The sequence below is a fragment of the Pseudomonas sp. AM8 genome, assembly GCF_036346475.1.
Taxonomy (GTDB): Bacteria; Pseudomonadota; Gammaproteobacteria; order Pseudomonadales; family Pseudomonadaceae; genus Aquipseudomonas; species Aquipseudomonas marginalis.
On record NZ_JAOTNX010000002.1, the window covers coordinates 211,858 to 224,868 of the forward strand.

Below are 13,011 nucleotides of genomic sequence, written 5' to 3' on the forward strand. Positions count from 1 at the left end.
TACCACCCTATCGGCTGCTGGCTTCGCTCAGGTTGTTCTGGGTGGATGCACCAATGCCGATGATCGACGCGGACGGTACCAGTTGGCTGATAAAGCGGTTCCAGCGCGTGATATTCGCCGGGCCGACAAACACCACGTCCTGGGGCTGCACATCAAAACGCGTGGCCAGGGCCATGGCCGAGGGGGAGCCGGCTTCCAGCTGGAACACCTTGGCCGGTTCCACATCGATGTTCTGCGCGCCGCGAATCACGTAGATGGCATCGGCGTTGGAGGTGTTCTGGTTGACTCCGCCCACTGAACCCAGCACGTCGGAGAGGTTCATGCTGCGGGTCTTGAAACTCAGCGCGCGGGGTTGCATCACCTCGCCCATCACGTAGATGCGCTTGCGGTCGTTGTAGGCCAGGTAAAGCTGGTCGCCGTCCTTGAGATAGATGTCATTCAGGCGCGACTGCTCAAGGTTGAGCGTGTCGAGGTCCAGGGTGTAGCGCTTGCCGCCACGGGTGAGGGTGAGGTTCGACAGGTCGGCGTTGATCGGGTCGATCCCGGCGGCGCCGAGGGCCTCGCTGACGTTCATCGCAATGGTGGTGAGGGGCACCGGCCCGGCCTTGATCACCGCGCCGCTGATCACCACTTTCTGGCTGGCAAAACGCAACACGCTGACATCCACCTGGGGGCTGTCGATGTACTGGCGCAGCTTGTCGGTGATCTCGCTGCGCAGCGCTTCAATGCTACGACCCTTGGCAACCACCTCGCCGACATAGGGGTAAAACAGGTTGCCCTCCGGGCTGACCAAGCGACCGTTGGCATCGATCTGCTGCTGCGGGCCGGACGGCGCGGTGAGTTCAGGGTGATCCCACACCGTGATATACAGCGCGTCATTGGCGCCGATCAAATACGGCCCGGGTTTATAACTCAAGAGTTCTGCGGGAATGGAATAAGGCACATGACTTGCCGCGTCCATGGCCAATAACTTTGGGGTAATCGGAATTAAATCCACGCGACTGTTTTCAGGCCCGCCCTCTTCGGTCAGGGCGGCCGTGTCCATATATTGACCCGGGGAAAACATGCAGCCTTGCAACAATGCAGCGGCCACGGCTGCAATAGAAAAAATACGCATCATAGTGCTAGGACACTCGCGATAGACGACAAGAAAAAAAGACCACTTGGGCGGGGATTCCAAGCGGTCTTAAAAGCGGAAGGTGTACGACTAGTTGCTGGTACCCGTAGTGCCGGTGGTGCCGGTAGTACCCGTGGTGGTGCCGCCATTGGAGCTGCCGCCGCTGTTGGAAACAGCGGCAACACCGGCAACCAGGGCAGTGCCGACCAACAACGTTTGCCCCACCGTAACGGTTCCGGCCACTGTGGTATCAAGCCCCAACGGTAACTCGTCGGCCATCGCCGAGGTACTCAAGACACTGAGTACCAGAATAGCCAGTGATTTTCTCATTTCAGACTCCTTATCATCAGTGAGCAGGCAAACTGATAGTGCCATTCAACTAAACAGCACACCAGACAGATAATATTCAACCGACTTAGTTGAAAATAACGTTTTCCCGGCAAGCCCCCGGCCTTCAATGCATTGCGCCCGGTAAAGTTATTAAAAACGTTATTAATTGTCGGAAAACCTCAGGCCCTGCCGTACTTGTCTTCGAAGCGCACAATATCGTCCTCGCCCAGATAAGAGCCCGACTGCACTTCGATCAACTCCAGCGGGATCACCCCCGGGTTTTCCAGGGCGTGCACCTGGCCGATGGGGATATAGGTCGACTGGTTTTCCGACACCAGGTAAGTCTGTTCGCCATTGGTCACCCGCGCCGTACCGCTGACCACGATCCAGTGCTCGGCGCGATGGTGGTGCATCTGCACCGACAACTTGGCCCCCGGCTTCACCGTGATGCGTTTGACCTGATAGCGCTGGCCGTTGTCCACCGAGTCGTACATGCCCCATGGCCGATACACCTCGCGGTGGTTGAGATGCTCATGGCGCCCGGCCTGCTTGAGCAGGTCGACGATGGCCTTGACCTGCTGCACCTGGTCCTTGTGGGCCACCAATACCGCGTCCTTGGTCTCGACAATGATCAGGTCCTGCACCCCCACCGTGGCCACCAGCCGACTGTCGGCGTGGACGTAGGTGTCACGGGTGTCCAGGCTCAGCCCGTCGCCGCGTATCACATTGCCGCTGGCATCTTTTTCGCTGGCCTCCCACAACGCCGACCACGAGCCGATATCACTCCAGCCGGCCTGCAACGGCACCATCACCGCGTCATGGGTGTTTTCCATCACCGCGTAGTCGATGGAGTCGTCCGGGCACGCGGCAAAGGTCGCGGCATGCACGCGGGTGAAGGGTTGATCCTGGCTGCCGCCTTCCAGCGCCACGCGACAGGCCTCGAGGATAGCCGGCTGGAAGCGTTCCAGCTCCTCCAGGTAACGACTGGCGCGGAACATGAACATGCCGCTGTTCCAGTAATACCCACCGTCGGCCACATACGCCGCAGCGGTGACGGCGTCGGGCTTCTCGACAAAGCGCTTGACCCCATAACCGCCCTCGCCCGCCGCCGCGCCTTGTTCGATATAGCCGTAGCCGGTATGGGCGCAAGTGGGCGTGATACCGAAGGTCACCAGCTTGCCGTCGCGGGCCAGCGGCAGCGCCACTTCCAGGCTGGCATGAAACGCCGGGACGTCTTCGATCAAATGGTCCGCCGCCAGCACCAGCAGGATCGGGTCCTGGGCCTCGGCCAGCGCCTTGCACGCCGCCAGCGCGATGGCCGGCGCCGTGTTGCGCCCCACCGGTTCCAACAGGATGCTGGCCTGTTCCAGGCCCAACTGGCGCAATTGCTCGGCCACCAGGAAGCGATGCTGCTCATTGCAGATCAACTGCGGCAGCGCGACGTTGGCGCCTTCCAGCCGCGTGATGGTCTGCTGCAGCATCGACAGGTGCGCGTCGGTCAGGCGCAGGAACTGCTTGGGGTTCAGCTGCCGCGAAAGCGGCCACAGGCGCGACCCCGAACCGCCTGCCATGATCACCGGTAACAACATGAGAGCGTCCTCGGGAGAGAGAGTCAGAAATAGGCCCGCGTGTGTTCATGCACCCGCGGGCTGATGCGCAGTTCATCCTCGGACCACCAGCGGTAATGCTGGTGTTGCTCCGTGGGCGGCTGCAGGGTCTGGCCTTCCGCCAGGTCCAGGCAATAGCCGAGCACCACGTAATGGGTGTTCGGCCCGGCCCCAGCGTTGGCGAACACGCTGTCGTCGTAGAAGTGCTCGTACACCCCCAGCAGCCGCGCCTCGGCGCGCTCGAACGGCTGTCCCAGTTCGTCGCGGGTGATGCGCCGGAAGGCGTTGTCGAGGTGTTCGTTTTTCTGGATACGCCCGCCGGGCACGAACCAGAAACCATAGGCCGGCCGATTGACGCGCAGGCCCAACAGGACCTCGCCACGGGCGTTTCTCACCACCAGGTCGATCGCCACCAGCGGCGTCGATGCCACGACCGTATTGAAGGTCGGTAAATCAAGCCACATACCCATCAGACCTGTGCCATAAAGCGTTGCAGAATACGTTCCTTGTCGAGGAACTCCTTGGCGTAGTCCAGCGCCACCTCATTGCGCGCGGGCAATGCCAGTGCCCGCTCGATCCCGATGTTCAGCGCCGCGACGGACTCCGGTTCAGCCAGCACCGCAATGCCGGGGTGTTCCTCGCACAGGCGGCCGAGGGTGGTGCCGGGGTCGGCGGTGATGATGGCGTGGCCGCCCACCGCGAGGATATTGGTCAGCTTGGAAGGCAGCACCGCGTCCGCCACCCCGCGCTTCTGGATCACCAGGTGCACGTCGGCCGAGGCCAGCAGCACCGGCAGATCCTCGTAGGGCTGCAACGGCGCAAACAGCACGTTGCGCAGGCCATCGCGCTGCACACGCTCGAGCAAGCGGGCCTTGCCGGTGCCCTGGCCGACGATCAGGAACACCAGCTCCGGGCGATCGGCATAGGCCTGGGCGGCGTCGAGGATCAGTTCCAGGCCCTGCTTCTCGCCGATATTGCCGGCGTACAACAACACCCTTTGGCCTGGTGCCACACCCAGGCGCTGCAGCAGCCCGTGGCTGCGGGGCACCTGGCGAAAGCGGGCGGTTTCCGACCAATTGGGAAAGAACAGCAGGCGCTTGCTGTTCACGCCTTTGCCCCGGGCCTTGTCGAGCATGCCGCTGGAAATCGTCGAGACCCGGTCAAAACGCCGCAACAGCCAGCGTTCAAGCCCAAACGCCAGGCGCCGCACAAGGGAGCCGCCACCGATGCCGAGGCCGAACATCGCGTCCACTTCGTAATCCTGGATATGCAGCACCGAGCGGGCGCCACTGAGCTTGGCCAACAACAGTGCCTGGGGCGCACAAAACAGCGTGGGCACCACCAGGATCACCAGGTCCGGTTTCCAGCGCCACTGCCCCATGACCGCCAAAAACGAACTGGCGGAAAAGCTCATCAGGTGCAGCAGGCGCGTCAACGCCGTGGGCTGGCGTGGCACATACAGCGGGCAGCGAATCACCGTCACGCCGTCGTCCTGCTCGGTGCGAAAGCGCCACGGCGAATAGCCCTCGCCCACCTGCCACTGCGGGTAATACGGCGGCGCCGTCACCACTCGCACCTCATGGCCCTGGCCCGCCAGCCAGCGCGCCTGTTCACCGCTGTACTTGCCGATGCCGGTGAGCTCCGGGCTGTAGTTGATGCCGTACAGGAGGATCTTCATCAGTGGCCCCGAGGCTGTTCGAGGGCCGCGAGGTAGGCGTTGTAGGCGTCGCGCAGGCCCTCTTCCAGCGGCACATAGGCTTCCCAGCCGAGGGCGTTGATCCGGCTCACATCCAGCAGCTTGCGCGGTGCGCCGTCAGGCTTGCTGGCGTCAAAGCGCAACTGCCCCTTGAAGCCGGTGACCCGCACCAGCGCCTGGGCCAGTTCGGCGATAGTGCAATCCACCCCGGTACCGACGTTCAAATGCGAACGCATCGGCTGGGTCTGCTCGCGGTAGCGTTCCTGGCTGAGCTCCATCACATGCACGCTGGCCGCCGCCATGTCATCCACATGCAGGAACTCGCGCCGTGGTTTGCCACTGCCCCAGATCACCACTTCCTCATCGCCACGCTGGGTCGCCTCATGGAAGCGCCGCAGCAAGGCGGCGATCACATGGCTGTTCTGCGGGTGGTAGTTGTCGCCCGGCCCGTACAGGTTGGTGGGCATCACGCTGCGGTAATCGCGGCCATGCTGGCGGTTGTAGCTTTCGCACAGCTTGATCCCGGCGATCTTGGCCACCGCGTAGGGTTCGTTGGTGGGTTCCAGCGCGCCGTCGAGCAACACCGCTTCGATCATCGGTTGCGGGGCATGCACCGGGTAGATGCATGACGAGCCGAGGAACAACAGCTTCTCCACGCCATGGCTGTGGGCGGCGTGGATCACGTTGGCCTGGATCATCAGGTTCTGGTAGATGAAATCGGCCGGGTACGTTGCGTTGGCGTGAATCCCGCCGACCTTGGCGGCCGCCAGGTACACCTGGTCCACACGGTGCCTGGCGAAGTACGCCTGCACCGCCGCCGGGTCGAGTAGGTCGAGCTCGTCACGGCCGGCCGTAAGCAACTGTGTGTAGCCCAAGGCCCACAGGCGCCGCACGATGGCCGAGCCGACCATGCCGCGATGGCCGGCCACGAAGATTCGCGCATCAAAGTCACGTGCCATGCTCAGTTCTCCACGGCAATCGGTGCGTCATGCCCGTGCAGGCGCAACAAAGCGTGGCGCTGGGCGACCTTGAGGTCTTCGCGAACCATCTCCGCGCACATTTCCTGGGCGCTGATTTCCGGCACCCAGCCGAGCAGGCGCTTGGCCTTGGACGGGTCGCCCAACAGCGTCTCGACTTCGGCCGGGCGGAAGTAACGCGGGTCGACGCGCACAATCACATCGCCCACCAGGATGCCCGGCGCCAGGTCGCCGTCGATCCGCTCGACCACCGCCACCTCTTCCACGCCCTCGCCGACAAAGCGCAGATGCAGCCCCAGTTCCGCCGCCGACCAGCGAATAAAGTCGCGCACCGAATACTGCACACCGGTGGCGATGACAAAGTCCTCGGGGTGTTCCTGTTGCAGCATCATCCACTGCATGCGGACGTAGTCCTTGGCGTGGCCCCAGTCGCGCAGTGCATCCATGTTGCCCATGTACAGGCACTGTTCCAGGCCCAGGGCGATATTGCTCAGGGCGCGGGTGATCTTGCGGGTCACGAAGGTTTCACCGCGACGCGGCGACTCGTGGTTGAACAGGATGCCGTTGCACGCATACAGCCCATAGGCTTCGCGGAAGTTCACGGTGATCCAATAGGCGTACAGCTTGGCCACCGCATAGGGCGAACGCGGGTAGAACGGCGTGGTTTCCTTCTGCGGGGTTTCCTGCACCAGCCCGTACAGCTCGGAGGTCGAGGCCTGGTAGAAGCGGGTCTTCTTTTCCAGGCCCAGCAGGCGGATCGCCTCGAGGATGCGCAAGGTGCCGAGGGCATCCACATCGGCAGTGTATTCCGGCGAATCGAAGCTCACCGCCACATGGGATTGGGCGCCGAGGTTGTAGATTTCGTCGGGCTGGATCTGCTGGATGATACGCGTCAGGTTCGACGAATCCGCCAGGTCGCCATAGTGCAGGATCAGGTTTTTACGCAGGGCCTGGGGGTCCTGGTAAATATGATCGATGCGCTGGGTATTGAACGACGAAGAACGGCGCTTGAGGCCGTGCACGGTATAGCCTTTTTCCAGCAGCAGCTCGGCCAGGTACGAGCCATCCTGACCGGTGATCCCGGTAATAAGCGCGACTTTATTCATGTCTGTCTCCCAATTGATAGGCGAGCGAAGGCCGACACCCAAACTTGGGTGTTTGTTAAAAAACGCTCAGTTACTTCGGTGTGGGCAGGTTCAAGTTATGGCCGGTCAACTTTGAGAGTTCCCGGACAATGGCTTCCTTATCGTTTAAGTGCGCAATCGCGGTTTCCAGTTCGAGCACTTTGGCGCCCACCAGAAAGCGGTACCAATAGCCCTGGAGCAGGTGATAGACCAGGCCGCTGCGGCCATCGAGAAACCCCAGCTGGATGATGTAGCGCCACAGGAAATACGCGGTGGAACTGAGGGTGAACGGTACGCGGTTGTACACGCGGTTCTTGACCAGGCGCTTGGCCTTGGCCTGGAACGAACTCTGCCCGGCATGCAGTTCATCGCGTATCGCAAACAGCCCCAGCCGCGCGTTAAGCACTTCAATCGCTTCGCGGGTGGCGTACTGGTTGTGCTTGTGGGTGAAGAAGGTCAAGTCATGCAGGTTATGGTCGGCAAACCCGCCGTCGAGGGTGATGGTGCGGCCCTCGGCGACCGAGATGTGCTCGTCCATCCAACGGTCCTCCATGCGCCCCTGGCCGGTGCGCCACAGCCGCAGCATCTTCAACGGGTAGCGGCCACCATGGCGCACCCAGCGCCCCATGAAGATATGCTTGCGCTTGAAGTTGATGCCGGTGATATCGCGGGCCAGGGTCGGCAGCCGGGTATTGATCGCGGCGGCAAGGTCGGCCTCGATGATTTCGTCGGCGTCCAGGCGCATCGTCCAGTTGCCGGTAATCGGCAGGTGATCCAGCGCCCACTGGAACTGCTTGGCCTGGTTGACGAAGGCATGCTGCACCACCAGCGCGCCATGGCGCCGGGCGATGTCGCAGGTGTCGTCGGTGGAAAACGAATCGACCACCAGCACTTCGTCGCTGAAGGCCCGTACCGACTCGATGGCCCGGGCGATATGCAGGCTTTCGTTGTAGGTGAGGATGATCACACTGACGGTTTCGCGCTTCATATCAGCCACCGTGCATCTGCAGGACTTCGGTGGTGAGCCGGCGCGGTGAACGCGCGGCCCGGAAGTGGCTTTCCAGGGGCAGCCCCACGGCGATCATCATGATCAACCGCTCGCTGGCCGGGATGGCGCCGATGCCACGGATCTTCTTTTCCACCGAATTGAGGATCGCCAGGTTCAGCGGGCACGCGCCCAGGCCATTGGCGTGGCAGGCCAGCAGCAGGCCCATGGAAAACAACGCACCGTCGACGTAAAGCTGGTTGCGCTGCCCCGCGCCGCCCCAGGCGGTGACTTCGGACGTGACCACAAACAGGTTGTCCACCGACTGCGCAAACCCGCGCGAGCCGCCTTGCAGCTCCAGCAGCTGCGCGATCACCGCGCGGTCCTGATACACATGCACCCGCGACGACTGCCGGTTGCATTGCGAGGGTGACGACTGCGCCAGCTCCACCAGGGACGTCAGCAGGCCACTGTCGATCTTGCCGGCCTGGAACATGCGGCAACTGGAGCGCGATTGCAGGAACGCCTTGGCATCCAGCCCTCCGTTGCCCAGCCACGGCGCCGCACGCTTGATACCACCGCTGCCGGCGGTGCCGTCGCGCTTGAGGTGCTCCACATAGGCATCCAGGTAAAACACGAAGTCGTCGCTGATGCCGAGGGTGCGGTGCAGCTCGAGGTAACCCTGGAACGCGCCGAGGGCCATCTCTACCGGCAGCGCCGAATACGAGCGGTCGTATTCGTTGAGCATATGGATGATGCCGTTGATCTTGTCCTTGCCGAACAGCGGCTTGGGTTCCTTGAGGGACAGGCCCTTTTCCACGGTGTGGGTTTCGATGAGGATTTTGTAGAACAGTTTCTTGTTGCGGCTTTCCAACGGCGAATAACCGTTGTGGCGAATAAACGTGAGCATGTCGCGAAAAAACTCGCTGACGAAATACATCAACTTCCATGCCTTATCCATCATGGGTTTCACCTGTTTCATAGTGCGATGTCTCTCGTTTTGAGGGGGCGGCACGGCGCACCGACGCAAATCATCCAGGCCGGCTGGCTGGCCGTGACCACCGAGCGCGCGCCGACCACGCAGCCCTCCTCCAACACGCAACCGGGGTGGATAAAGGCCTCGGCGGCGACCCACACGTGGTCCTTGATCACAATCTCGCGAGTCACCAGGGGCCGCAGCAGGCTGCGGGTGTCGTGGCTGCCGGTGCACAGGAAGCTGCGTTGGCTGATGGTGACTTTGGAGCCCAGGGTGATTTTGGCCATGGCGTACACATCGACCCCATCGCCGATGGCGGTGTAGTCGCCGATCTCCAGGTTCCACGGCGCCCAGATGCTGCACGTGGGCGCGATGCGGCAGCCCACGCCGACCTTGGCGCCAAAGCAGCGCAGCAACCAACGCCGCCAGTTGTGCAGCATCCAGCGCGGCGTGGGACGAAACAGCAGCTGGTAGACGATGCCCCACAACAGCCGGCGTGCCTTGTTGCTGCGCGGCAGGGTGTCGACGTACTTGAGTTGCGCGAAGTCGCTCATGGCCGCAGCGCCGCCAGTTGTTCCAGCAGGTAGCGCTCGCCCACCTGTTGCAGGGCCTGGCGCCGGGCCCGCACCGCCACCCAGTCGATGGGCGCCGCGATCAAGGCGTGCACCTGGTCGGCATCGTCTGCGGGCAGGAAGCGTTGCGACAGCTCCAGCTTCTCCAGCAGATTGCGCACACGGGCGTTCAGCGAGGCCTTGTTGCCCGGCAACCCCACGGCGATAAACGGCTTCTCGAAAATGATCGCGAACACCGTGGCATGGAAGGAGTTGGTCACCACGTAGGCGCTCTCCTTGAGCAACTTGAGCCAATCCTGTGGGCCCACCTGCACGGTCTCGCCGATCTGCCGCCAGCGCCGGTGCGCGTTATACGGCGAGACAATCGGCCCGGCCACCTGCCGCGACAGCGCCTGGGCCACTTCGCGCACGCCCACGCCAGTGCGCAGTGCGTAGCAGAACACGTGGCCGGTGCGGGTCTGGGTGGACGTGGCGAGCAGCGCCGAATAGTCGCGGTGCAACAGCGTCGGGTCCGGCACGCACTGGGCGGCCAGCCCCGAGACCTGGTGCACGATGCTCACCCCGCTCTCCTCGCGCACGCTGATCGCCGACAGTTGCTTGAGCAAGCCCTCGGCTTCGGCGTGGTACTGCGGCTCCAGGTATTCTTTACCGAAACTCGCGGCGTAGGAGATGCGCCGGATCGCCTTGTCGCAATCGAAGGCGAGGAAGTACGCCGGGTCGAGGCCGGTCTGGCCCGAGGGGTTCCAGATCTGGTCACTGCCGGCCACCAGCAACTGCTGGCCGGCCACCGCCTGGTTGAGCTGGTGGGCGTGGGCGTAGCGCGGCGCCTGGATATTCAGGAAGCGCGTCTTGAACGCCTCGAACTGGCGCGACTGGGCATTCGGCCCCAGCACCCGGGTTTTCAACGCCAGGGCCTTGAGGTACAGGGCCTTGAGGTTGGCCTTGAGCTGGCGCGGGTTGAACAACTGGCGAATCTCGCTGCCATCCTCCACGTAGGCCGGGTGGTAGTTGATCAGGCTTACCTGCAAGCCCTGTTGCTGCAACCAGCGCTGCAGGGCATAGGCTTGCAGCACCGCGCCGAAGTTTTCGCTGAAGTGGTACGTCAGTATCCCGGCCCTGATGGGGCTAGCAGGTGCGTTCATGATCCAGCCTGTTTCAGTAAGTAATTGGGGTAAACCGCCTGGCGTGCAGGCGCAGCCTTGTTGAGCAGGCCGATGAACATCGACCACACCAGCAGGTAGCTGCCATCGAAGGTGGTGAAGAACTGGTAGCTGGTCTTGAACGAGAAAATCAGCAGGATCGCCACCACGGCCAGGGATACCGGGCTGCGCGGCAACCCGCTGAACAGCAGGCAAAACAGCGCCACGCCGAGCACCCCCAGCTTGGCGGTCACGCCCCAGTAGCCGTTCTCGATATCGAACTTGGAGTTCTCGAACCAGCGCTCGTCATTGGTGGGCACGCCGGGGGTCAATTGCTTGGCCAGGCCATTGCCCAGGAACACCGTGGCCGGGTTGTCGAGAAACGACTCCTTGGCATGGGCGATCTCGAACGCACGGGTTACGTCCTCGCCCTTCTCCTCGAACAGGTAAGTGGCAAAGCGCGACACCGCCAAGGGGCTGGCATAGAACGTCAGCGTGCCCAGCGCGCCGATGGCCACCACCAGCACCGCCAACGACTTGAGCTTGCGCTGGGTAATCGCCGACAACAGGATCATCACCGCCATCGCCGCGAGGATGGTCTTGGACCCGGCCGCCAGCAACGTGACCGCGAGGATCAGCATCAAGCCGACCCTGCGCTGGCAACAGGCATAGAAAAACAGCAGCACCGCCGAGCTGGTGGGAAACAACATGATCCGCCCGACTTCGTCGCTGGACTTGGACGCGGCGTTGGTCAGGTCGATGCCCACGCCATACAGGCTGACCTGCAGCAACTGGCCAAGGGCGAAGATGTAGATGATGCGTTCGAGGATGCGCCGGTAGTTGACGCTATGGGCCAGCGCGATTTTTTCCACATTGGCCAACACATAGCTGTACCCGGCCAGCAGCAGCACAAAATAGAAAAACGGAATGCCGGAACGCAGGAACTGGTACAGCGAGATCTTCGCCCCACTGCTGAGCAAAACCTGCAACACACTGGACGCGACCACCAGCGCCAGCAATGGCAGCGCGCGAGTAAAGCCACGCGCCGCGTACACCACGAACGGCAGCAACAGCAGCAGCGCCAAGGGTTGCGAGAGGTTGTTGCTCAGCGCCAGGGGCAAGGCGAAGAACGTCAGCGGCAGGTAGAGGGTCAGGCGCGCCTGGGACAGCATCATGGGCCGACCTCCCCCACGCGAATCACCCGCAGGTACACCAACACCACCAGTTCCGGCAGCGACAGCAACAGCGACGCGCCCAGCAGCGGATCGATGTGCTCCTTGCATGCCAGCCACAGCAGCAAGGCCATCACGCTGCTTACGGCATAGATCACTGAGGTGAGGGTGTGGCGATTGGTGGAAATCAGCATCGCCGCGAGGATGAACCAGGCCACATTCAAAATCGTATGGGAGCCGATCAGCGCCAATGACAGGCGATCGACCTGCACCAGGCCATGGCTCCACAGCAGGATGACCTGCGGCCCGGCCCAGATCCCGGCGACATACACCAGCAGGCACAGGCCCAGTACCAGGGAGCTGGCGCGCTGGGTAAAGCGTCGCGCCTGCTCGAACTCGCCGCGCCCGGCCAGCCGTGAGATTTCCGGGGTCAGGGCGTTGCTGCAGGTGATGCCCAACTGGATGATCAGGCGCATCAGGGTGCGCGCCATGGTGTAACCCACCACCACCGCCGGGCCGGCGATCTGGTTGAGCACTTGCAGGCCGCCTTGCAGGGTGATCGCCTGCGCCAGCGGGATCGCCGCGCTGCCCAGCGCCGGTTTCCAGATACCACGGAACTCGGCCCAGGACGCGGACGCCAGCCCCAGCAGCGGCCAGGGTGAAATCCGCCGCACAAACAGGGTCACCAGCACCAGGAACAGCACCTGGCTGAAAAACATGCCCTGGGCCAATTGCAGTTCGGAGCCACCCAGCAGCAGTACGACGATGGACAGCACAATGTCCAGGGTCCTGCGGTTGGCCATGATGAAGACGCCGCCGACGGTTCTGTCGATGGTGCGAAACCAGGCCTCGATCGGCCCACCCAGCAAGCGCGTGCACAGGTAGCCGGACATGAACAGCACCACCAGGCCGGCCTGCTCGGCGGTCAAGGTCTTGAGCCCGAGCAATGACACCCAGTCGAGCCACTGGCCCAAGGTCAGGGCGAATACCAGCACCAGCGCGACCACCGCCAGGGTAAAGGCCAGCGCGGTCTGCACACTGCGTCGCGCCCCCGGCACATCGCCCTGGCTCGCACGCAGCGTGGCGCTGGTGGCCGACGCCTGGGCCACCCCCAGGTCCAGCAGGCTGAGCATCGACGGAATACCGGTGAGCACCAGCCAATCGGCATAGCGCCCGGTGCCCCAGGCGTGCAGGAAAAACGGCACCAGCACCAGTTGCGCCGCCAGCGTCACCAGTTGGGTGTAGCCGTAGCTCAGCACGTTGAGGCGAAACCGTCGCGACAACGAGCGCGGCATTTCAAGCACTTTGCTCATGGT

At 62.9% G+C, this 13,011-nt stretch carries 13 protein-coding genes; all 13 read right to left on the minus strand.

Translation table 11 applies throughout. The features are described from left to right. Window positions 1-7: 7 nt before the first annotated feature. The gene (locus tag V3W40_RS05895) at window positions 8-1,120 is read right to left on the minus strand and encodes a polysaccharide biosynthesis/export family protein (RefSeq protein WP_065925167.1); all 1,113 of its coding nucleotides are present in this window, start codon (window positions 1,118-1,120) and stop codon (window positions 8-10) included. Window positions 1,121-1,207: 87 nt separating this feature from the next. Continuing rightward, complete coding sequence (locus V3W40_RS05900; RefSeq protein ID WP_027608676.1) at window positions 1,208-1,447, minus strand: hypothetical protein; 240 nt, start codon at window positions 1,445-1,447, stop codon at window positions 1,208-1,210. A 179-nt stretch (window positions 1,448-1,626) separates the two neighbouring features. Beyond that, window positions 1,627-3,036 (minus strand): mannose-1-phosphate guanylyltransferase/mannose-6-phosphate isomerase, encoded by a 1,410-nt coding sequence (locus tag V3W40_RS05905; RefSeq protein WP_330214623.1) that lies wholly within the window; start codon window positions 3,034-3,036, stop codon window positions 1,627-1,629. 23 nt (window positions 3,037-3,059) lie between these two features. After that, window positions 3,060-3,518 carry a GDP-mannose mannosyl hydrolase gene (locus V3W40_RS05910; RefSeq protein ID WP_330214624.1) on the minus strand — a complete coding sequence of 153 codons (459 nt, stop codon included), beginning with the start codon at window positions 3,516-3,518 and terminating at the stop codon, window positions 3,060-3,062. A gap of 5 nt (window positions 3,519-3,523) precedes the next feature. Then, window positions 3,524-4,732 (minus strand): glycosyltransferase WbuB, encoded by a 1,209-nt coding sequence (locus V3W40_RS05915; RefSeq protein ID WP_092485407.1) that lies wholly within the window; start codon window positions 4,730-4,732, stop codon window positions 3,524-3,526. Continuing rightward, on the minus strand, window positions 4,732-5,709 hold the full coding sequence (fcl, locus tag V3W40_RS05920; protein WP_065925164.1) for a GDP-L-fucose synthase: 978 nt from the start codon (window positions 5,707-5,709) through the stop codon (window positions 4,732-4,734). Before fcl ends, V3W40_RS05915 begins: the two co-directional genes overlap by 1 nt. A gap of 2 nt (window positions 5,710-5,711) precedes the next feature. Then, window positions 5,712-6,833: a GDP-mannose 4,6-dehydratase gene (gene gmd / locus V3W40_RS05925; RefSeq protein WP_027608681.1), complete on the minus strand. Its 1,122-nt coding sequence runs from the start codon at window positions 6,831-6,833 to the stop codon at window positions 5,712-5,714. 70 nt (window positions 6,834-6,903) lie between these two features. Next, a complete protein-coding gene (locus V3W40_RS05930; RefSeq protein ID WP_027608682.1) occupies window positions 6,904-7,839 on the minus strand; it encodes a glycosyltransferase family 2 protein in 936 nt (311 codons plus the stop codon). Window position 7,840: 1 nt separating this feature from the next. Further along, entirely contained in the window at window positions 7,841-8,800 is a 960-nt protein-coding gene (locus tag V3W40_RS05935) for a nitroreductase family protein (protein ID WP_175539030.1), read from the minus strand. 14 nt (window positions 8,801-8,814) lie between these two features. Further along, window positions 8,815-9,366, minus strand: a complete 552-nt coding sequence (locus tag V3W40_RS05940) for an acetyltransferase (protein WP_027608684.1) — start codon at window positions 9,364-9,366, stop codon at window positions 8,815-8,817. Then, on the minus strand, window positions 9,363-10,526 hold the full coding sequence (locus tag V3W40_RS05945) for a polysaccharide pyruvyl transferase family protein (RefSeq protein ID WP_092485413.1): 1,164 nt from the start codon (window positions 10,524-10,526) through the stop codon (window positions 9,363-9,365). Before V3W40_RS05945 ends, V3W40_RS05940 begins: the two co-directional genes overlap by 4 nt. Next, window positions 10,523-11,698, minus strand: a complete 1,176-nt coding sequence (locus V3W40_RS05950; RefSeq protein WP_330214625.1) for an O-antigen ligase family protein — start codon at window positions 11,696-11,698, stop codon at window positions 10,523-10,525. Before V3W40_RS05950 ends, V3W40_RS05945 begins: the two co-directional genes overlap by 4 nt. Beyond that, window positions 11,695-13,008, minus strand: coding sequence for a lipopolysaccharide biosynthesis protein (locus V3W40_RS05955; protein ID WP_330214626.1), 1,314 nt, complete (start codon window positions 13,006-13,008; stop codon window positions 11,695-11,697). Before V3W40_RS05955 ends, V3W40_RS05950 begins: the two co-directional genes overlap by 4 nt. Window positions 13,009-13,011: the final 3 nt, after the last annotated feature.